Below are 21,204 nucleotides of genomic sequence, written 5' to 3' on the forward strand. Positions count from 1 at the left end.
AGAAAGCGTCTCATCTGTGTAGCGAAACTCTTGAAAGGGAGGGGTTTAATTTGGCGATCCACTTGGTCGATGCCATCATTGTTGTCGCGTACGTTGCAGCGATGGTTGCGTTTGGCGTTTGGCTTGGCCGCGGGCAAAAGAGCCTGACGGGTTACTTGCTGGGTGGTCGTGACCTGCCATGGTGGGCCATCCTGGGATCCATTGTCGCTACCGAAACGAGTACCGCAACTTTTCTGAGTGTACCTGGGATCGCCTTTGCAAAAGATGGCGACATGAGGTTTCTGCAGCTTGCAATCGGGTTTCTGCTGGGACGCATGCTGGTTTCGGCGATCTTTTTGCCAAGGTATTTCGACGGAAAACTGTTTACCGCCTACGAAGTTCTGCATCAACGTTTTGGCGGAATCACCAAACAAACCGCGTCGCTGTTGTTTTTGGTTACGCGAAATCTTGGCGACGGGCTACGTCTTTTCTTAGCCGGCATCGCACTGGAGAAAGTACTCGGAATCGATTTAGCACTATGCATCATCGCAATCGGAATCGCGACCATCGTCTACACGTTTGTGGGCGGGATGAAGGCTGTCATCTGGAGCGACTGCATCCAGTTTGTTGTCTACATGGTTGGCGGATCGCTAGCGTTTGCAATTTTGATCAACTCGTTTGATGGCGGTTGGGCGGAATACCTGGAATTTGGCACTGAAACAGGGCGATTTCAAATTTTCGATTTCCGCTGGCGGACCACCGAGTCATTCTTTCTGCTCAACGAGCCCTATACGATTTGGGCCGGCCTGATCGGAGGCGTCGTTCTGACGCTGGGCACGCACGGCACCGATCAGATGATGGTGCAACGTTACCTATGCGCTCGAAATCAGCGTGATGCTTCCCGCGCTCTGATTGTCAGCGGATTCGTCGTTCTGTTGCAGTTCGCGATGTTCTTGGCGCTGGGCGTCGCGCTGGCGCTCTTTTACACGCAGGTCGAACCACGAACCTTTGAACGCGGGGACGAAGTGTTCGCTGCGTTCATTGTTGATCAACTACCGATCGGACTCGTCGGGCTGACGCTGGCCGCAGTTTTTTCGGCCGCGATGTCGACGCTGTCCAGTTCGCTCAATTCATCCGCAGCAGCGGCCGTCAATGACTTTTACGTTCCCTGGAAACAACGCTCTCAGCAGGGTCAGGCCGAACCCCAAGGTCTACTGGGAGTCAGTCGCAAGTTAACAATCTTGTTCGGTGTTTTACAAATCGCCATCGGTATCGGCGCAAGCTATGTATCGACCAGCGTCGTGGGGGATGCCCTGGCGATCGCAGGATTCACGGCGGGCATTTTGTTGGGCATTTTTGCTTTAGGTATTTTTACCGTTCACGCCAATCAGCGCGGTGCACTGACAGGAATTTTGGCAGGTGTCACCGTCTTAACCGCGATCAAATTTGGTACCTCTGTGGCTTGGCCGTGGTATGCCGTTGCCGGCTCGATTACGACATTTACCATTGGCTATCTAGCAAGCTTTTTGTTCGCGCAACCATCTTCGAAAGATCCATCATGAATCGCTTTTTTTTGATTGCCGTCCTGCTGTTGCCAGTTTCAGATTATGGAAACGTCGCGAAAGGGCAGGGCAGGGCGGACATTCCATCGCAGGTTGTGTTGGCAGGTATCGATGTGCTCCGGCGCGACAATTTCAGCGTGCTGGCTGACCAAAAGGTCGCGTTGATCACAAATCAAACGGGAGTGACTGGCAAAGGAGAGTCCACGGTCGAATTGCTTTTCAAAGCTGACACGGTCGACTTGGTTGCTTTGTTTAGTCCCGAGCATGGTTTTGCTGGGACACTGGACCAGTCGCATATTGGCGATGCTCGTGACGATACGACCGGATTAACGGTTCGCAGTCTGTACGGAAAAACGCGGGTCCCAACCCCCGAGATGCTCGCGGGAATCGACACGCTGGTCTTTGATATTCAAGACATCGGAACTCGGTTTTACACGTACATCTCCACGATGGGGAGCGCGATGAAAGCGGCGGGCCAAAATGGTGTGCGATTTGTCGTTTTGGATCGTCCAAATCCGATCGGTGGCGTCGACGTGCACGGTCCGATCTTGGATGCAGGCAGCGAATCGTTTGTCGGGTTCCATCCCATCGCCGTGCGTCATGGGATGACGGTCGGCGAATTGGCGAAGATGTTTCAGTCCGAGTTGAAAATCGAAGTCGACTTGGTCGTCGTTCCCGTCGAAGGTTGGCAACGTGAGCAAATGTTTGATGCCACGGGCCGGCTGTGGGTGAATCCGTCACCCAACATGCGGAATCTGAATCAAGCGTTGCTTTACCCCGGCGTTGGATTGTGGGAAATGACCAATCTGTCGGTTGGACGTGGCACAGATACTCCGTTTGAACACATCGGTGCGCCCTGGATTGATCCGGTGCCGTTGGCTGGCCAACTGAATGACGCCGGTTTGAGCGGTGTTCGGTTCGTCCCCACTCGGTTTGTGCCCGCATCCAGCAAATACGAAAATGAATCGTGCGGCGGAGTCCATTTTTTGATCACTAATCGTGCGGAGCTGGATCCGTTGCGATTGGGGATGACGCTTGCGACCACCTTGCGATCGATGTATCCCGAGCAGTGGGAGACATCGAAGCTGGACCGTTTGCTTTCCAGTCAGGCAACGGCTGATCTGATCTTGGCTGGCAAAGGCGTCGATGAAATTGTGGCTGCTTACCAAGGCGATCTCCAAGTGTTTAAGAAACGCCGCGCGACTTTCTTGATCTACCCAGAAACGGAATCACGATGAGCGGTGATGCAATTCAGTTTGGCATTGATCGACTTGCGGATTCTGGTTCGTCGTGGCTGCAAGATGCCCGCATTGGTTTGTTGATGAACCGCGCGTCAATCGACAGTCGGCTTCGGCTTTCGTGCGATGTTGTTGCAGATGTTTTTCCTGGGCAGTTGAAAGCACTCTTCACGCCCCAACATGGGCTTTGGGGCGATGCGCAAGCCAACATGATCGAAACGAATCATGGTTGGCACGATGAATTGAGCGTTCCAATCTACAGCTTGTACAGCGAGACGCGCCGGCCGACGGACAAGATGTTGGCCGATATCGACTGTTTGGTGGTCGATCTGCAAGACGTTGGAACTCGCGTCTACACGTACATCTGGACGTTGTTGGAATGCATGCGGGCCTGCGCCGACGCGGGTGTTGCGATCGTTGTTTTGGATCGCCCCAATCCGATCGGGGGCGAGATCGTCGAAGGGCCTTTGCTTGACGAGGGCTACTTTAGTTTTGTCGGTGGAGCTACGATCCCCATGCGGCATGGGCTAACCATTGGTGAGATGGCTGGATTGTTTCAGAGTGAATTTTCGATCAAGGTTGATCTGCATGTCGTGCCTGTGGTTGGCTGGGACGTGCGTCAAACATTTGCGGAAATCGATCGTCACTTTATTCCACCGTCGCCGAATCTGCCGACGGTTCTTTCAGCGTTGGTTTATCCGGGCCAAGTTTTGCTGGAAGGCGCAAACCTGTCGGAAGGTCGCGGGACAACGACGCCGTTTGAGATGATCGGCGCCCCGTTTGTTGTGCCCGAGCGTTTACTGGATCAGATCAGTCAGCAGGAATTGCCTGGAGTGCGTTTTCTGCCAGTGAACTTTCGGCCCACATTTGACAAGTGGGCAGGCGAGCTGTGCGGTGGCGTTTCGATTCATGTGACCGACGTTGGGCAGTTTCGATCTTACCGCACGACCATCGCATTGATCCAAGCGATACAAAAGCTCTGGCCCGCTGATTTTGCTTGGCTTCCACCGCCCTACGAATACGAAATCCGAAAGCCGCCGATTGATATTATCAGCGGCGATCGACATCTGCGTGAAGGAGCATCGATCGACGAACTCTGCCAAGTGGACTGCCAAGCTTGGCGGGTTCGCACGGAGGAATTCCAGTTGTATCCGCGCGAGTAGATCGACGTTGATGTACTAGTTTTCCTGCAACAGTTTGGCTTCACTTAGCAAAGCGGACATCCTTTCGTCGTCGGGCTTGTGTTTCAGGTATCGCTCAGCCCACCCAATTGCATCGTCGTACTTTTTCATCTTGATGTCTTGGCGAACCAGGACAAACCAAGGGGCGGTGGCACCCTCCCGAATGGCGACGGCTTCTCCTAAGTCTTCGTTAATACTTTCGATGGCTTCGACCAACAGAGCGCGGGCCTCGTCGGTCCGGCCAAGTGCCTGATATGCTTGGCCAAGTCCATTAAGGATTCTGCCATGGCTTGCGTCAATTTTGCGTCCTCTCTGGAAAGCATCGATGGCTTTTTTGTGCTGGCCGGTTTGCAAATACGACCAGCCAAGCCCGTTGAGCGCGTTGGCGTCAGTGGGATCTTTTGCGACAGAGGCTTCAAACTTCACTAGTGCGGATCGCAAGTCTCGCTTTCGCCACAATTGCCAGCCTTCGGTTGACAGCAAGCTTGCGGGGCCATCGTCCAATTCGGGTTCATTTGAACTGCTCTGCTTGGTCAGTACTGCGACACGGTCGTCGATGATAAAGTTACTTGCCCGCTGACGAGCTGCGAACTGTTGTTTGACTTTTTCAAGGTCGGCTTCGGCTTTGGCGATTCGCATGTGTTGCAATTCCATCTCAAGATCAAAAGCTTGCTTCACAAGCAGACGCACGGCGTTATCGCTCGAATTGGCTGTTTCGGTCGAACTAAATTTCTTGGATAGCTCGCCCAGCTCCTGTTGTAGCTTGGCGATCTGTCCGGGAAGCACATCGTCTGCGATCGACTGAGCGGGCGCGAGAGTGCAGAGTAGGCACACCATGCCGGAGCAGGCAATGAAGTGTTTGGTTGCAAGGAATAAATCGCGGTTCATGGTCACTTTCCATTGAGAGGAATTTGGGTTTCGTTGAGCAGTGTTGCGAGGGCTTGTTCGAGCTGTGTAAGGCCAGTGTCGTCGTACTGCCAAATCATCGAAGAATGGTTGTCTGGTGAGACCGGAAGTGCTTCATCTGATGCAGCCGTGGGAGACTCGTTAGGAATCTCAGTGACATCCGATATCTTTGCCCATTGCAAGACGGAAGCGGTGACCGCCGCGATGACGAGGAGAACAACAAGTGCTGTGAAGAGATGCCTGTACGGATTGGCGATTCGCCTGATCCTGGGCAACTGCACTACAGTGGGTTGGCGAAGGTGGGCCAAGCAGTCTTCCAGCGTCTTTGCCAGTTCGTGTGCCGAATCAAAACGTTTGGTCGGGTCTTTTTGCAGAAGTCGATCGATAATCGACTCCATCCACACCGGCGTCGCAGACTGGATCTGCGAAAGTTTTCGGTGCGGGTGATCGGTTATTCGACGTAAAATCCCGTAGGAAGTGTCGGCGCGGAATGGCGGATGGCCGCACTGCATCGCGTACATCACGCTGCCGAGGCTGAACAGGTCCGTGAAAGTATCAACGGCTTCACTCTTGGCTTGTTCAGGCGATATGTACTGCGGAGTTCCGGAGATCACGCCGCTGTTGGTCAAGCTGACATCATCGGCCGCGCGGGCCAAGCCAAAGTCCGTGATCAGGATTCGTGAGATGCTTTCGGACATCAGAATATTGGCTGGCTTGATGTCGCGGTGCACCAAACCCTGGTCGTGTGCCGCAGCCAAGCCTCTTGCAATCTGCAGACCGATTTCCAGTGTATTTTCGAGGGATAGTGGCGCCGTGCGGTCGATGCGCTGTTGAAGTGATTCGCCTTTTACATACGGCATGACTAGATAGGGCGTGCCGTTCCATTCATCGACGCCGTGAATGGAGATGACGTTTTCGTGAACGACTGCCGCGGCTGCTTGAGTTTCGCGAGCAAAGCGTTTTCGCTCCGCCGATGTGCATCCCATCGCGGGGTTGAGCACCTTGATGGCAACGAAACGATTGAGTGAAACATCAAGCCCTTTCATGACGATTCCCATCCCGCCGCTGCCGATGATCCCGCTGATTTCGTAACCGCCAAACCATCCCATCATGTCAGGGGTGTCCGTTGGCCCAAGCAACTGTGCGATGCTGGCTTCGTCGACCACCGCCGCATCCGATCTGGTCGGTGTGTTTGCATTGTCGGCGGAGCTAAGGAACGACTGTGCGTCACTCCAAAAAGCGGGTTCCGCGGTCCGATCGGTGAGTTCTTGATCACAGTGCTGGCACTGTTCCAGATGCCGTTCAAGTTCGGTCAATTAAGCGGGCAAGAGTTCGCCGGCAAGAAACGCTGGATCGTGTTTGGTTGACAGTTTTGCGCCGTTGCATTCATGCTTTGTCTCGCACATCAAGTTCTTGAACGACTTCTTTCAGTCTTGCCATTACACGGCTGCGTGCCGTGTAAATGCTGCCTTTTGATCGGCTCAACGTCTGCGCGACTTCGTCTACCGCCATTTCGTCGACCACGGTTAGCCAAAACGCGGACCATGTGTCCTGATAGAAATCGCTGCGAATGTTGCTTGGCAGCGACAACAAAAATCTGCCAGCGATAGTCCAGGCTTAACGTGCGTGTTTCATCGGTTTCGGCTGGAAGTTCACTTAGCAACGCTGCGACGTCGCTTCCGCCGGCTGCTCGGTCGGCTCGCTGCTGGGGCAGCACATTGATGATGGCTCGCCGAACAATTGTGGCCAGCCAGGTACGGAATTTTGCCCGATCTGCATCCGGTTCAAATCGATCGATCGCGCCGGAAATAGCGATGAGCACCTGTTGGGCCAGATCGTCCGCATCGGCACTTTGCATGCCGCGGCTACGTGCCATTTCATGCACGATGGGCCGATACAGCAACGAAAATTCATGCTATGCATCGCGATCACTTGGATCACAAATCCGAAGTAGCAGGCTGGCACGGGTTTCCGGAGCAGGCATCAGTGACGGTGCTTTTTGGCAAGAAACGGCTCTCTGCCAATTTACACACCGCCGAAATGCCGGTCTGTCACCGAAAAATGATTTGGTTGCTAAGCCGCGTTCAATCGAACGCTTTTCAGACTGCGTTTAAGGTTGTTTCCGCCGTCGGTAAATGTTCGGCAAAACTGTTGCTGGTTCAGCCCCGTCAGTTCCACCCGGACGGGAATCTCCCTGGGAAGTGCATCACCGGCAGCGGCCGCGCGACCGGCGAAATCGTTTTGAATGTCGCCCGAGTACAGCATCGCCAAAGACAATTTCATACTGGACGTCGTCAATGGATTGACGTTGATTGGCAACAGGTCCTCGTCTGGCATCTGATGGCGGATATCCATCTTTTGCCACTGGCCACTTTCGCGTTGGAGCCAAACTCGAACACCCAAGACGGCGTTCGGTAGAGAGCTGTTGTTGACGACCGCCAAGTGCAGCCAGTATCTGACGCAGTGCTCTTGATCGCCCGGACGCAGTCGCTGATAGGTTGCCGGGTCTTCGTGGCCCAAAATCAGGCAGCCTTCCATATCGGCGATCGGATGAATCTCCAATCTCGCTTTTTCACGGTTAGCGCGAACGAGCCAAAAATAAAACGTTGATACGAGTGCAATCACCGAACCACACAAGCTGGCGTACTCGCGTGCTGCGTCGAACTCAATTCCCATCGTTGATCACTCCGTGAAGGCAAGCGATGCCAACCATCGCCTTCGCGACAATACAGAAGCTGCTTGGAGGCTGGCAAGACTGACGCTGTGACACGAGCCAGCGGACAGGTTTGTCTGCATTGCAGGCGATTGTGCTCCAGCAATCGAACCAGTGATCATGCAACGCTCCGATCGAGCAATGGCATTCGCTACGAGCTGGCGCTGCGATAGGCACCCAGTGATTTTTTGAACACCCAGCGACTGACCACAATGCTTAGGACCGTCGCCACGACGGCCCAGCCGATGATCAGCATCTCGTAGTCGGTTCGCGGCGAGATCGGTTTGGCCAGCAAGCGAGCGGGAACGTTCACCACGACCAAGACCGGCACGATAAATGTAAAGAATCCGTACAGCGGTTTTCCCCAGCCCGTGTTGTAAATTTCCATCGGATAGCGGCTGAAATTGGTGATGTAAAACCAAAAATTGTAGAGCGTTTGGTTTCGTCCAAGCCAAACGCTGGTGGCGCTCAGGCAGGTCATCAAGCTGTACATGATCGCGATCCCACAAATCACAAATGCAAAATAGAGCAGGATCGACATCGCCGACGGAATCATCGCATCGACTTCGCGAGTCGCCAAATTGTAAAGCGACACGGCGATGATAATGATGCCGGCAAAGAAGTTTGAAAGCGCGCTCCAGTCAATCCGTCGAAACGAAATCAGGAACTGAGTGTCGATTGGTTTCAGCAGTGCAAAGTCCAGTCCCCCCGTGCGAATCAGTTCGCTAAATTCCTGGGCGTTGGGCATAAAAAACGCTTGAACCAGCGAATTAATGAACCAAGTCGTCGCGATAAAAATAAAGAACTTATCGCGATCCCAACCACTGTCGGCGCCGATTGTGTCGGTGTACTGAAACAGGATCAGATAGAAACCGACGTTCATCAGCGTCCAGCCAAAACTGCTGATGCACTGCAGCAAAAAATTCGTTCGAAACGTCATGTCCCGAACCAGGCTATTTCGAGCAAACGTCAAAAAGACACGCCAATAGTTAGGCCCGACTTTTGATTTCTGAGCTGAGTTGGACATTGCGATTTAGCCTCCAAATCCGCTGTAACGCTTGACACCATTGCGGTAGGCCACACGGCACACAACGATGAAGAAAACAAGCCAAGCGAATTCGATCGCCAACTCTATGGGGATGTCTTCAGGGGGGATTTTTCCCAGGTAAATCGCCGCGGGGGTGTAAGCCAAGTATTTCAAAGGCAGGAAATTGACGAACGGTTCGATGCTGTCGGGTAGCAACGTCAGTGGGAACATGTGCCCGGACAGAAAGAAACTAAACAGCATGTAAATGAACAGCAGCGAAGTGACTTCTAAGAACCAAAACCCGATCATGCCGATGGCGGCTTCCAAAAAGAACCCAATCAGGAAACCCATGATGCACGACGCGCAGAAAGCAGCGAACACACCAAATCCCGGCCATCCGTCGACGAAATAGTTTCGGCACAGAAAAAACACCAGAGCGAACGGTGCAATCGCGACAGTGTAGTACGCAATCTTGTGAGCGATTCGGTTGAGCAGCAGGAAGCCGATCAGATCGATTGGCTGGATCATGTACCGTTTGATTTCGCCATCGCGGATCTGCGTTGCGATTCCTGATGCCAGCCCCGGCATACTGGAAAAAGCCCGGGCGATCATCGTCAGCAAGTAATACGCGACAATGTCTTCAAACCGGTAGCCAGCGATTTCGTCGCCGTTGGCCTTCAGCGAACCGAACACCGCGGACCACAGAAAAATTTGGGTGATGATCGGTAGGAACCGCATCAAGGTCCCCAGTGCAAAGTCGCCGCGGTAGACCAAGCGTTCTTCCATCGCCGTTCGAAAGATCATCCACCAAACGCCCATTCGCCAGCGGAATCCGCTTTCGTGAGGTTCAGAGGAGGGCAGGGCAGTGGAGGACATGTCGGTGGGGGCGGGCGAATTGGCAGGAGCGGGGGATGAACGCGATGCTACTTTGGCACACTGAACGGTACCTGCGAAGGATTATTGATACCGACGAAGGATCGCTGCGTCGACCCAGTCGAATTTTCCGCGTGGTAAACTGCGGGTCATTCATGCCCTGAATCAACACAACTCCTGCACTCGATGGACGTTTATAGATGAACCGACTCGTGACTTTCTTGACCGTTCTCGCTTTCGCCGCATGCCCCGCGACATCCCTTCACGCCGAATCGCCCCAAGCACCGACTCCTCAGCCGCTTTGGGCCAACGGTGCACCCGACGTCACGGCTACGGCTGACGGGGACGTTCCTGAATTGTTGATCACGCAAGTCGAATCAAAAACGCCGACCGCTGCGATCGTCATCTTGCCGGGCGGCGGCTACGGCGGCCATGCGATGGGGCACGAAGGCTACGAGTTTGCAACTTGGTTTCAATCGATGGGGATTTCGTCTGCCATTTGCACGTATCGCTTGCGAGGAAAAGGAAACCACGGAAAAGGCTATGGTCATCCGGCACCGATGATGGATGCTCAGCGAGCAATTCAGACGCTTCGTGCTCGCGCGGAAGCCCTGAACATCGACCCCAAGCGAATTGGCGTCATTGGATTTTCAGCCGGTGGTCATCTGGCATCGACTGTTTCGACCAAGTTCTTGGACGCCGATCCGGACGCCGCCGATCCGATTGCTCGCGTTTCTTCGCGTCCGGATTTTTCGATCCTTTGCTACCCCGTGATTGGCTTGGGCAAACCGTACACGCACAAAGGTAGTCAGCGTAATCTTCTGGGGGCCGATGCGAGCGCTGAGTTGATTGCGTCGTTGTCCAATGAAGACCAGGTCAGCCAGAAGACGCCTCCCACATTTCTGTTTCACACCGAAGCCGACAAAGCGGTGCCGGTCGAAAATAGTTTGCAGTACTACGAAGCCTGCAAGCGTCACGGGGTTTCGGCCGAACTGCACGTTTTTCCCGAAGGCCGGCACGGATTGGGGTTGGCCAGGGACATTCCTGGTGCCAATCAGTGGCCGCAACTGTGCGAGGCGTGGTTGGATCGAATGGGCATGAAGTAGACGATCAATTCGCTGTTTGCGTTGATTGGTTCCACGAACGACCGGCCAGAATCAACGCCACCACAACGGCGACCAATACCAATGCCGCCGCACCGATCCAGACGCGCTGGAGCACCAACAGCGGCAAAGCAATGGTGATCATTCCACCGCCGATAAATGGTGCCGAAAGCGGCGCGGCCAACGCGTAGTCTTCGGCCGCACCGGATTTTAATTCGGGGTCGACCATTCGCAGCAACACAAAACCGGTTGCCGTCGTGCCGGTCGACATTCCGTAATTGATCAGCCCCAGTTGAAACCAGTGTTCTCGGGGCAGTATCCAACGCGCAAACATGAGCAAACAAACGGTTGCCCAAATCAATCCGCCGACCATGAGTATTAGAAAGGGCACTAACAATGCGGCGACCGCTTCGAGATTCAGGGAGGCGATCGCGGCAACGACCAGAACGTCCATCGCAGTGGACGTCAAACGGTTGAGTGTTTCGCCGTCGATGCGATGCGACTGACCCAAGAGGCGGAGGATCCGTTGGATGATCCAGCCGCCAAAGAGCGTGTAGATAAACAGAGGAAAAATGGCGACGCTGGACGCCGACAGTCGTTTTGCCAATTGGCCCTGGGCGGCGTCTGCGTTCGATTTTGCGGTACCTCCCCAACCCATCTCCGTATCAACAAATTCTGCTAGCCGCGTGACGCCGTCTTGGAGTAGGAGGCCGACTCCAAAAGCCAATGCGAGCCAAATGACTTGAAACAACAGCGGGTCAATTGTCTCGCGTTCGATGCGTGCAATACCAATGGGCAGTTCCAGTTTTTGGCTCTCCGCAGCCCGATCAAATGGTTCGTCCGTTTTGTGGATCCAGCCCAGTCTAGCTCCGATGTTGATCGCCACAATTCCGGAAAGCAGCCCGCCGACCAGTCCGCAGGTTGCCATCAACATGCCCAAATCCTTGCCGCTTTCCAAACCGATGCTTGGGTGCAAAAAGACTTCGCCCATCGCGGCGGCCGTTCCGTGCCCTCCCGCAAACCCGGTTTCGATGAGCATGCCAAACGAATTCGGAACGTCATAAAACGGTTGAACAAATAGCCAAGTGGCCACGAGTCCGATCGCAGTTTCGCCCAAGACGATGATCCATACCATCAATCCCTGCCGGCCAACGCGAGAGAGGTTCTCTTTGGCGATCGATCGGCCTTGATTGAGAAGCATTCCCGCGAAGACAACGGCGATCAACCAACCAGGCCACTGGCTAAGTGAATCGGAGACCGAGCTGGCAGCCGCGGGCCAGCCGGATGATGGTGCGGTCGACTTACCGGTTTGGATGACCGCCAATCCCACAAATCCTGCCACGACACTGGCTGGAATGAATAGCCAGCGCAGCAGCGGCACGCAGGTGCGAAGCAAAACGCCAATCAAAAGGACGACGGCGACAAAGAGAAATGCGAGAGTCATTCGTCACTTTCCCAAACGGAAAGTCGAGCCTTGGCGAGGGGAAAGACGATTCGTCTTGTGAATCAGTGAGCGATGATCTGCTGTGCGGTCTTGTTGTGTGGGCGTTCTGCTATGCAAGTACCGCCACTGGTCGCTGATGCCCCTGGTTTTCTTGCAAGTGGGCAATTCAAAACAGGGACGAATACTCATGCCAAATTCTACTGGCATCGTATCGATCCGTCAGCGCAACCTCCAACGCAACACCGCGGCTACGAACTGAACGCCATGGTTGCGGGCTGCCGATTCGCATTGCGAAGAGCTTCGGCAAAGGTCGGTTCGATGGCACTGACGGATTCGCCATTGCACATTGCGGTCAACCGTTGGACTTCGATTGGCTCGGTGATCTCAGACAACGGATGCACGCCCGTGGCTGTTTGAGCCATCACGATGATTCGGCTGCCACAGCGCAGCAGTGTGATTCGCGTGCGTGCGTCGATCGCGGTGCTGCCAAGACTTTTCATCGCATCGGTGGGAAGACCTGTTTGCGTCATCGACGCATTTCCGTAACGCCGCGTGACCCAGACGAGTCCGGCGAAAAGGCCCAATACGACCACCAGCGAAAAGCCCGTCGTTACCAGTGGGCCAAATGATTTGCTCTTGGATGGGTCATCATCAACAGTCGGTTGATCGTTGGATGTCGAACGAACCAGTGTTGGAAATCCGGAGTCTGCTGGCGGCGAAAAATCGCGAGGCGGTTGTAACGGTGTTTCGTAGCTTGTTTGGTCGATGGGGCGACTGGAGTCGAAGTGCTGCGCGCGTCCGAATCGCTGTGTTCGCGCTGGGCTCTGGGCCAGATCGTGGTTGGGGATTTGTTGTGCGAATACAGTGCTTGTTCCCATTAGCGAGAGCAAAGCAACGACGGTCCACTGTTTGATCGGGTTTTGCATCAGGCACCTACCAGTTCTGTGACACGGACGCAAAAGTGATCGTTCATCACCAAGATTTCGCCGCGAGCGACGATTCGATCGTTGACAAAAATGTTGACGGCGTCGCCCGCAAAAGAGTCCAATGCAATCACACTGCCGTCGCGTAGCTGGAGCACGTCTTGCAGCGACATTTGGGTGCGACCAAGTTCGATTCGCAGGTCCAATTCGACTTCGGACAAGGTGTCGATCGAAGTCGTGGACCCCGAAACGGGCGATTCGCTGAGACGATCGAGCCGGAATGGCTGAAACGATTCCGATCGGCGCGATTCAGTTGCCACGGCTTGTTCGATGCCTTCGCTGGCATCGTCGATCAGCTTCTCGATTTGAGAGTGGTCGCTGGCGGACGGAGAGTCGCTGTTCGGGAGGGAAGGCTGCATGGTGGAACTCTTGGTCGCGGTTTCGCTCATGCGGATCTTGACGCGGCAGCGGCGGGATCCTGACAGTCTGTGTGCCAATGTTTCACAACATTCATTTCACGGTTCACTTGCCTGGCCATTTCGCGGTACGCGCTACATGCGGGACTTGCAATTCGAGCCGATTTATACCTGTCGTTGATTTGGCGTGCTGGGGCAAGATCAGTTGGGTGTTCGGGTTGTGTGGCGACTACGAAAATGGCCGCCAGTTTGCTACAAAGGACGCGTTTTACGACCCAAACGACTGAGCACAACCGATGATAAAGTTGACTTGGCTTTCGCATGCGACCTGGCTGATCGAGACCGGCGAGCACCGGATTTTGTTGGACCCGTTTTTGAGCGATAACCCGACCGCGACGGTGAAGCCCGCGGATCTTGATGACATTAGCCATGTGTTGATCTCGCACGGACATTTCGACCACGTTGCCGATGCGGCCGAGATTGCCAACGCCCACCAAGCGACGCTAGTTGCGATTTACGAAACGGCGCAGTGGTTTGCCGACAAGCACAGCGTTGCGTCGACCATCGGTATGAATTTGGGCGGTGCAACCAAGTTGCCGTTTGGGACGGTCAAAATGGTGCCGGCGCTGCACAGCAATGCGTTGCCCGATGGGACCTACGGAGGAGCGCCGGCAGGATATGTGTTGTCGATCCAAGGCAAGCGAATCTATTTTGCCTGCGACACCGCGTTGTTTAGCGACATGGCGCTGTACGCACATGGCGTCGATGTCGCGGTGCTACCGATCGGCGATCTTTTCACCATGGGGATCGACGACAGTATCGAAGCGATCAAGTTGATCGAACCGCAGCAGGTGGTTCCGGCTCACTACAACACTTGGCCGCCGATTGAGCAGGACGCCCAAGCATGGGCAGAAAAAGTGCAGTCCCAAACCAGCGCGACGCCGAAAGTACTAAGCGTGGGCGAGGTTTGGGAAATCGCTTAGGACTGGGGCTGTTCTAGTAAGGGGCTGCTCTTATAAACATCCGCTAGCGCCAGCAGCAAAAGAGATCGTCCGACGAGCCGGCCGAACTAAGCGTCGGATTTGGGTTCTTCTTTTTTCTCGATTTCGCGGACAAAGACTTCGTTGTTTTCGACTTTGACCTCGAAACAATCGACTTTGACCTTGGGATTGTCTTCCCAAGTGCCGTCTTTGATACAGAATCGCCAAGCGTGCCAGGGGCAAGTGACGGTGCTTTCTTCGACGTAGCCCTCGGCCAATGAGGCCCCCATGTGGGGACAGAGGTCGTCAATCGCATACCATTCCTGGCCCTTCCGAAAAACGGCTACCATTCGACCATCAACCGGCACGGCGCGGCCGACATTGTCCTCGAATTCGTCTACCGTCCCGACCGATTCAAACTCACTCACGTCGTTTACCCTGTTGGATTTTTGCGGTTTCCCTTGCACTGACAGGCACTTACCCGACAAACTCTAGCAGTGACATCATGCTGGGCTAGTCTATCACGCCCGCTGAGTTGTCCAACCTCATCAAATTCGACCATTCGCGCAATCGAAATATGATCAACCAAAAACGTCGACAGCAACTCGAAGCCCGTGTCTGGCCACACGTACAGACGCCCGCCCAATACGTTGGCGGCGAACGCAACATCGTCGTCAAAGATCATTCGGCGGTGCGCGGCAGACTCTGCTTGGGGTTTCCCGATGCGTACACGATCGGGATGAGCCACCACGGATTGCAAGTCTTGTATTCGATGATGAACCGTCGCGAAGACTGGTGTGCCGAGCGAGTCTTTACGCCTTGGCCGGACATGGAACAGAAACTTCGCGAATGCGACATTCCGCTTTACAGCCTGGAAACATTCACGGCCTTGAGCGAGTTCGATGTTGTCGGGCTGAGTTTGCAGTACGAAATCAGTTCGCCCAACGTGCTGACGATGATTGACTTGGGCGGTATTCCGATGGAGTCGGTCGATCGCACCATGTCCGATCCGTTGTTGGTCGCTGGCGGACCGTGCTGTCAAAACCCGGAGCCGATGGCGGACTACTTTGACGTCATGGTGCTGGGGGATGGCGAACCGAGTCTCGAAGCGGTTTGCGATTTGTGGCTGAAATTGAAAGACAAGTACCGGCGCGACGACGGGACATTTGCTGATGGCCAGCAGGGCATCAAGCAACGTGAAGAAGCCGTGGCGGAAATCGCGCGGACGCTTGAATACTGCTACGTGCCACGCTTTTATGTGCCGGAGTATTCCGGAGATCGAATCACTGCGATCAATCGTACGCGAACGGATGTGCCCGAGACTATCGCTCCGGCAGTGATCAGCGATCTGGATGGCATGCCACTGCCGACGTCGCCAATCGTGCCGTACGTCGAATGTGTGCATGATCGGATCGCACTAGAAATCATGCGTGGCTGTCCGCACCTTTGCCGGTTCTGCCAAAGCACGGTGATCAAGCGGCCGCTCCGAGTGCGCGAAGTCGAAACGTTGGTGCAAGCTGCGGTCGAAAGTTACCGGAACACGGGATTCAACGAAATCAGCATTCTGTCGCTCTCCAGCAGCGACTATCCGCACTTTGAACCGCTCGTCAAAGCACTGCACAAGGAGTTCAAGCCGTTGGGGGTCAACATTAGTGTGCCCAGTTTGCGAGTAAACGACCAACTCCGTTCATTGCCGCAACTGATCGGTACACAGCGTCGAAGTTCGCTGACACTTGCTCCCGAAGTTGCCCGCGACGACATGCGTAAGCAGATTCGCAAGAAGATCAAGAACAGTGATTTGATCGAAGGCTGTCGAGCAGCGTTTCAAAATGGTTTTGAAGGCGTCAAGCTTTACTTCATGTGCGGTCTGCCAGGCGAACGCGAAGTCGACTTGGACGGCATCATTGATTTGGCGGAAACGATTGCGACGGTGGGCAAAGAAGTCAAAGGCCGTTATGCCCGAGTCACCGCGAGTGTTTCGAACTTTGTTCCCAAGGCACACACGCCCTACCAGTGGAATGGGATGCAGAGTCGCGAGTATTTCAAATGGGCCCACAAACACTTGTGGAGTCGACGAAAAGTTCGCAGCGTCAATGTCAAGTGTCACGACATCGAAACCAGCTTGCTGGAAGGTGTCCTCAGTCGCGGTGACCGCCGAACTGGCAAAGCCATTCGCCTTGCTTGGGAACGCGGCGCGCGGATGGACGGCTGGACCGAGCATCTGGATCCGCAGCGGTGGTGGGACGCGGTAGCTGACGCCGGCATCAATGTGGAAAGCCAGGTCCACGAAAAATACGAACTGATGGACAAGCTGCCTTGGGATCACGTGAACGTGAAATTCGGCCGTGCCTACCTGGAAAAAGAGCAGGGAAGGGCGACCGTCCAGTTGGCCGAAATGGCGAACGCAAAGTAGCCGCTGTGCCCCGAAGTCAGGAAAAGATCGACTCAACCCACACCGAGAATGTGAATCGAGCCGACCCCGGACTGGTAACGGTAACGCTTACTTGGCAGCAAGCTGTGTGATGACACTGGTCGGCTCAGCAGCAAATTGCGTTGGCGGGCTCGTGTTCATGGGAGTCGATGGCGCCGAAATCGGAGAGATCGACAGTAAGACTTCGCCGGGGGCTAATTCCGGCAACGAGTAACCCGCTGAACCCACTGATGCACAGCATGGTTCGGGGGCTGGCTCAGGCTCGCAGCAAACCGGCTCAGGGGCAGCTTCGCAGCAAACGGGGTCAGGAGCTGGCTCGCAACAGACCGGTTCTGGCTCCGGCTCGCAGCAGGCAGGTTCTGGGGCGGGTTCGCAGCAGGCAGGCTCTGGTTCACAGCAACACGTCGGCTCTTCGGCTTTGCATTTGAACAGTTTCGCCAGCAATCCTCCCGCATCCGCCGAGGGTGCGGTTGATGTGAACAAGGTGGTGGCGACGCCAAGCAGGAACAGCTTTCTCACTTGCAGCTTCATCATGGTCTCCGGTCAACAGTAAGACGGTTGTTGTTCTTCCAACGGACTGAACTGAAGAACAGGGTTGGGCTATCTGACGGCGAAGGCGCACCTTGCACCGCTTTATCAGTCTGCGGACCCTGTTGAGCAAGTCGCGCGCCGATTTGCGTTCATCAACTGTGCAAAGAACCGCGGATTCGCTATTGGCGGGTAGGACCACGGTAGCGTTTTGCAGTGACGAAGAAGACGCACTTTCGGCCCGAAACGATCTGTCCAATTCGTCTGGCCGCCACCAACGTTGATCCGAGATGAAGGATCAATCGAGCAAAACAGGCGTCAAACTTTGTGCAATCCGCCTAATTGCTGAGCGAAATCAAGTGCTGGGCGGACCTAGCCGGTAGGTGACTGCAAAACTCTGGCGTCGCTATTTCGTTTCTACCAAGCGGGCTTTGTCGCTGATGTCCTTGCGGCACCAGGCTCCTTGCCAGCGGATTTGTTTGACACCTTTGTAGGCCTGCAGCTTGGCATCGCTGATGCTGCTTCCCATTGCGGTGACCCCCAAAACACGGCCACCACTGTTGACGACTTTGCCTTCGGACATAGATGTTCCGGCGTGAAAGACTTTCACTCCCTCGACTTGATCGGCCGCATCCAGACCCGAAATCGCATGGCCTTTTTCGTAGCTGCCTGGGTAGCCTTCGCTGGCCATCACCACGCAGATGCTGGGGCGTTCGTCCCACTCAAGTCCGTCAAGTTCGCGAAGTTTTCCATCGGCGGCTGCATCCAGTACCTCCAACAGATCCGTTTTTAATCGCATCAGGAGTGGCTGGCACTCAGGGTCGCCAAACCGGGCGTTGAATTCCAGCACCTTGGGGCCGGCTGCCGTGAGCATCAGCCCAGCGTACAAAACCCCTTTGAACGGGCGGCGCGAACGTTTCATCGCGTGGACGACTGGCACCAGCACATCCGCTTCGATCTTGGCCATCATCTCTTCATCGACGATGGGGGTCGGGCAGTACGCGCCCATGCCGCCGGTGTTTGGGCCGGTGTCACCATCGAAGGCAGGTTTGTGGTCTTGCGCAGCTGGCAAAGTAATGATTGTTTCGCCGTCGGTAATCGCCAACACGCTGGCTTCTTGTCCGATCAGTTTCTCTTCGATGATTAGTTCCGCGCCCGCTTCGCCAAATTCACGTTGGTTCGCGATTCGGTCGATCGCTTCTAAGGCATCGGTACGTGTTTCGCAAACGATCACACCTTTGCCCGCAGCCAGTCCGTCCGCCTTGATCACGACAGGGACAGGATCGTTGGGTTCGGTATATCGGTCCTTGATGTAGCGGCCGGCTTCATCGGCGGTACGAAACGTCTGGTAGTTGGCTGTGGGGATGTCGGCGGTTCGCAGCAGGTTTTTGCAGAACACTTTGCTGCCTTCCAATTCCGCCGCGGCTTTGGAGGGGCCAAACGCGCGCAAGCCTTCGGCTTCGAGTGCGTCGACCAACCCCGCGACTAGAGGAATCTCGGGGCCGACGATGGTCAGGTCGATGGCGTTTTCCTTGGCAAAGGCGACGAGGCCTGGGATATCGTCCGCAGCGATATCGACATTGGTTGCATCGCGGGCGGTGCCGGCATTGCCGGGGGCCACGAAAACCTTCTGCGCCCGAGGGCTCTGCTTGATTTTCCAAGCCAAAGCATGCTCACGTCCGCCACCACCAACCACTAAAACGTTCATCAAAAAACCTGTTTGCCGTGTCGTCTGGTCATTCATCGAAGGTGCAAATTTAAGGGCTCGTCGGAGAATCAGACACCGGCTTCCCGGCTATTTAGGAAGGGTTTAGCCTCAATTTTTTGGTGGCGAATGGTCGCAAACGTGTCGAAACCGGCGATTTGCCCATCTTTAGCGGTAGACGACACTTTGCTGGCTTCTAGAATTGTTGCATCCCACCGGTCACTGCTGACCCGCACTAGCCACACCGAGGCTGCCCCACCACTCATTGTGCGTTTGTCGTTGTGCGTTTTAAAGGTCTCTCTCTCAGGGCGAGTCTTTTGATGCCAGCCAGTTTTTCGGTGTAAACTAAGATGTACTTCCCAATTCAGATCTGCGCGACTCACTCTAGGAGAATTCGCTTTGAATTTACGTTCCCTTTCCATCGCTTTGGCACTCGCAGTGCTTGGCTCGTCGTCGGTTTTTGCACAAGGCAAAACGGGCGACCTTAAGATCACATTTAAACTGAAAGGCGACGCGCCGAAACTGAACAATGTGACCGTCACCACGGACAAACAGTTCTGTGGAAAAAAAGACATTCATGACGAACGTTTGATCGTCAACGAAAAGAACAAAGGCGTCAAAAACGTCGTTGTCTACATCTACACCGGGCGACGCGGTACTGAACTGCCCAAGCAGCAGCCTCAGAAACGCAAACTGAATCTGGCAAACAAGGCGTGCATTTTCGAGCCGCACGTTTTGATCACGCAGACTGGTGACACCATCGAAGTCACGAACCCGGACCAAGTCGGCCACAACACGAACTTGGCTTTCTTCAATAACGAAGCACAGAACTTCACCATCCCAGCGGGCCAATCCAAAGAAGTGGTTTTGGAAGAAGCAGAACCGGCTGTGATTCCTGTCGCCTGCAATATCCACCCTTGGATGTTGGGACACATCTTGGTCGTCGATCACCCGTTCGCCGGCATGAGCAACGAAGATGGTGTGCTGGAGATCAAAGGCATTCCTGTTGGCAAAGATGTCGTCTTCCGAGCGTGGCACGAAGTGGGCACGTTTAAGAACGAGATTCTTATCGATGGCAAAAAGGAAAAGTGGAAGTCCAACAAGTTCGAGCTGGATATCAAAGAAGGCATGAACGATCTGGGCGTGGTTGAAATCCCGATCGGCGAGTTCGATCTGTAGGGTTTAGCAACTCTCGATAAAATCACTCAACGGTCGCGAGCATTTGCTCGCGACCGTTTTTTATACGCGGGCGCAAACGTCGTCTGTCGGACGCCGCTGGTAAGACAGCTTTTTTTCAGTTCAGCGGCCGTACATTGCGTTTGGTGCCCTGCGAACGGCGGCGCAGGACTACTTTGGGTTTGCGTCAGTCCCGCGTGATAGAATTTGGCAACTTGGTAACTGTGTCTTGTGTTAGGAAGCAGCAGCGATGAAGTTGATCCATTTACTCTTGGCCTTGCCGATCGTGATCACGTTTGGCGATCATTCGCTGGCTAATGAAACGGGTGACTTGAAGATCACGTTCAAGTTGCGGGGGCAGGCTCCCAGCCCAATGCCAATCGCACTGCCGCGGCCGCTTCGGGGAAACATTACTTCTGTGGATGAGAGCTTGGTCGTCGATCCAAAGACCAATGGAATTAAGAACGTGGTGGTTTATGTCTATACGGGGCGGCGCGGGACAAAGCTGCCGCCGCAGCCTGCACGAAAAAGAATGTTCCGGCTTTCGGCTCGCAATGGTCGTTTGGAACCGCACATTGTTTTGCTGCAAGCGGGCGATACGATGCGTTTCCGCAACTTTGACCCCGTTGGATACAACTTGAATGTTCCTGCGTTCAATAATCCGCCCCGTGGCGCCGTCTTGCCTCCCAATGGAAACAACGATTTTAAGTTCCCAAGGTCGGAGCCGGCCCTGTTACCGGTTGCGTGCAACATTCATCCCTGGATTAGTGCTTTTGTCTTGGTGGTTGATCACACCTTTTTTGCAAAGTCGGATGCAGAGGGGGTATTGGAAATCAAAGGATTGCCGGCGGGTGAGGAAATTGTTTTTCGCGCCTGGCATGAACGAGGGACTTTCAAGAATCAGATTTTCATCAATGACAAAGAAGACGCTTGGAAGTCCAACAAGTTTAAATTGGCGATCAAACCTGGGATGAACGATCTAGGTGTTGTAGAAACTCCGCTGAACCAATTTTGAGTTT

The 21,204-nt window shown here is 54.6% G+C and carries 19 protein-coding genes and 1 pseudogene; 8 read left to right on the forward strand and 12 right to left on the reverse strand.

The features are described 5' to 3' along the window. Positions 1–101: 101 nt before the first annotated feature. From K239x_RS02625 to K239x_RS02635, 3 genes are read left to right on the forward strand one after another with little or no spacing between them, the layout of a single operon-like run. Positions 102–1,541: a sodium:solute symporter gene (locus K239x_RS02625; RefSeq protein WP_145422060.1), complete on the forward strand. Its 1,440-nt coding sequence runs from the start codon at positions 102–104 to the stop codon at positions 1,539–1,541. After that, a complete protein-coding gene (locus tag K239x_RS02630; protein WP_145416127.1) occupies positions 1,538–2,779 on the forward strand; it encodes an exo-beta-N-acetylmuramidase NamZ family protein in 1,242 nt (413 codons plus the stop codon). Before K239x_RS02625 ends, K239x_RS02630 begins: the two co-directional genes overlap by 4 nt. Then, a complete protein-coding gene (locus K239x_RS02635) occupies positions 2,776–3,942 on the forward strand; it encodes an exo-beta-N-acetylmuramidase NamZ family protein (RefSeq protein ID WP_145416128.1) in 1,167 nt (388 codons plus the stop codon). The genes K239x_RS02630 and K239x_RS02635 overlap by 4 nt, the downstream gene beginning before the upstream one ends. Before the next feature lie 15 nt (positions 3,943–3,957). Here K239x_RS02635 and K239x_RS02640 read toward each other — a convergent pair whose 3' ends face one another. The 7 genes and pseudogenes from K239x_RS02640 to K239x_RS02665 all read right to left on the reverse strand — a co-directional run bounded on the left by K239x_RS02640 (position 3,958) and on the right by K239x_RS02665 (position 9,482). Beyond that, a complete protein-coding gene (locus K239x_RS02640; protein ID WP_145416129.1) occupies positions 3,958–4,848 on the reverse strand; it encodes a tetratricopeptide repeat protein in 891 nt (296 codons plus the stop codon). A 2-nt stretch (positions 4,849–4,850) separates the two neighbouring features. Continuing rightward, positions 4,851–6,182 carry a serine/threonine-protein kinase gene (locus tag K239x_RS02645; protein WP_145416130.1) on the reverse strand — a complete coding sequence of 444 codons (1,332 nt, stop codon included), beginning with the start codon at positions 6,180–6,182 and terminating at the stop codon, positions 4,851–4,853. 70 nt (positions 6,183–6,252) lie between these two features. After that, positions 6,253–6,456: an RNA polymerase sigma factor gene (locus K239x_RS28210; protein WP_419190133.1), complete on the reverse strand. Its 204-nt coding sequence runs from the start codon at positions 6,454–6,456 to the stop codon at positions 6,253–6,255. A 166-nt stretch (positions 6,457–6,622) separates the two neighbouring features. Continuing rightward, positions 6,623–6,742 (reverse strand): annotated as a pseudogene (locus K239x_RS28215) (RNA polymerase sigma factor); the annotation flags it as partial. 197 nt (positions 6,743–6,939) lie between these two features. Further along, positions 6,940–7,542, reverse strand: a complete 603-nt coding sequence (locus K239x_RS02655) for a hypothetical protein (RefSeq protein ID WP_145416132.1) — start codon at positions 7,540–7,542, stop codon at positions 6,940–6,942. A 188-nt stretch (positions 7,543–7,730) separates the two neighbouring features. Next, entirely contained in the window at positions 7,731–8,606 is an 876-nt protein-coding gene (locus K239x_RS02660; RefSeq protein WP_145416133.1) for an ABC transporter permease, read from the reverse strand. Positions 8,607–8,612: 6 nt separating this feature from the next. Beyond that, positions 8,613–9,482, reverse strand: coding sequence for an ABC transporter permease (locus tag K239x_RS02665; protein WP_145416134.1), 870 nt, complete (start codon positions 9,480–9,482; stop codon positions 8,613–8,615). A 197-nt stretch (positions 9,483–9,679) separates the two neighbouring features. Between K239x_RS02665 and K239x_RS02670 the strand changes: the two genes are divergently transcribed. Continuing rightward, positions 9,680–10,585 carry an alpha/beta hydrolase gene (locus tag K239x_RS02670; protein ID WP_145416135.1) on the forward strand — a complete coding sequence of 302 codons (906 nt, stop codon included), beginning with the start codon at positions 9,680–9,682 and terminating at the stop codon, positions 10,583–10,585. A 4-nt stretch (positions 10,586–10,589) separates the two neighbouring features. Here K239x_RS02670 and K239x_RS02675 read toward each other — a convergent pair whose 3' ends face one another. From K239x_RS02675 to fliN, 3 genes are all read right to left on the reverse strand, one after another. Then, positions 10,590–12,026: a sodium/glutamate symporter gene (locus K239x_RS02675; RefSeq protein ID WP_145416136.1), complete on the reverse strand. Its 1,437-nt coding sequence runs from the start codon at positions 12,024–12,026 to the stop codon at positions 10,590–10,592. 248 nt (positions 12,027–12,274) lie between these two features. Continuing rightward, on the reverse strand, positions 12,275–12,952 hold the full coding sequence (locus K239x_RS02680; RefSeq protein ID WP_145416137.1) for a FliO/MopB family protein: 678 nt from the start codon (positions 12,950–12,952) through the stop codon (positions 12,275–12,277). Next, entirely contained in the window at positions 12,952–13,368 is a 417-nt protein-coding gene (gene fliN / locus K239x_RS02685; RefSeq protein WP_419189590.1) for a flagellar motor switch protein FliN, read from the reverse strand. The genes K239x_RS02680 and fliN overlap by 1 nt, the downstream gene beginning before the upstream one ends. A 293-nt stretch (positions 13,369–13,661) precedes the next feature. On the opposite strand from fliN, the gene K239x_RS02690 reads away from it, so the two are divergent. Continuing rightward, positions 13,662–14,348, forward strand: a complete 687-nt coding sequence (locus K239x_RS02690; RefSeq protein ID WP_419189591.1) for a metal-dependent hydrolase — start codon at positions 13,662–13,664, stop codon at positions 14,346–14,348. An 86-nt stretch (positions 14,349–14,434) separates the two neighbouring features. On the opposite strand, the gene nirD is transcribed toward K239x_RS02690, so the two are convergent. Beyond that, positions 14,435–14,773, reverse strand: coding sequence for a nitrite reductase small subunit NirD (gene nirD / locus K239x_RS02695; protein ID WP_145416139.1), 339 nt, complete (start codon positions 14,771–14,773; stop codon positions 14,435–14,437). A 149-nt stretch (positions 14,774–14,922) separates the two neighbouring features. Between nirD and K239x_RS02700 the strand changes: the two genes are divergently transcribed. Beyond that, complete coding sequence (locus K239x_RS02700; protein WP_145416140.1) at positions 14,923–16,758, forward strand: TIGR03960 family B12-binding radical SAM protein; 1,836 nt, start codon at positions 14,923–14,925, stop codon at positions 16,756–16,758. A gap of 952 nt (positions 16,759–17,710) precedes the next feature. Here K239x_RS02700 and purD read toward each other — a convergent pair. Next, positions 17,711–19,012 carry a phosphoribosylamine--glycine ligase gene (gene purD / locus K239x_RS02710; protein WP_145422064.1) on the reverse strand — a complete coding sequence of 434 codons (1,302 nt, stop codon included), beginning with the start codon at positions 19,010–19,012 and terminating at the stop codon, positions 17,711–17,713. A 396-nt stretch (positions 19,013–19,408) separates the two neighbouring features. On the opposite strand from purD, the gene K239x_RS02715 reads away from it, so the two are divergent. Both K239x_RS02715 and K239x_RS02720 read left to right on the forward strand, forming a co-directional pair. Then, positions 19,409–20,188 (forward strand): methylamine utilization protein, encoded by a 780-nt coding sequence (locus K239x_RS02715; RefSeq protein ID WP_419189592.1) that lies wholly within the window; start codon positions 19,409–19,411, stop codon positions 20,186–20,188. Between the two features lie 247 nt (positions 20,189–20,435). Next, a complete protein-coding gene (locus K239x_RS02720; protein WP_145416141.1) occupies positions 20,436–21,200 on the forward strand; it encodes a cupredoxin domain-containing protein in 765 nt (254 codons plus the stop codon). Positions 21,201–21,204: the final 4 nt, after the last annotated feature.

This window comes from Stieleria marina (assembly GCA_007741555.1).
Taxonomy (GTDB): domain Bacteria; phylum Planctomycetota; class Planctomycetia; order Pirellulales; family Pirellulaceae; genus K23-9.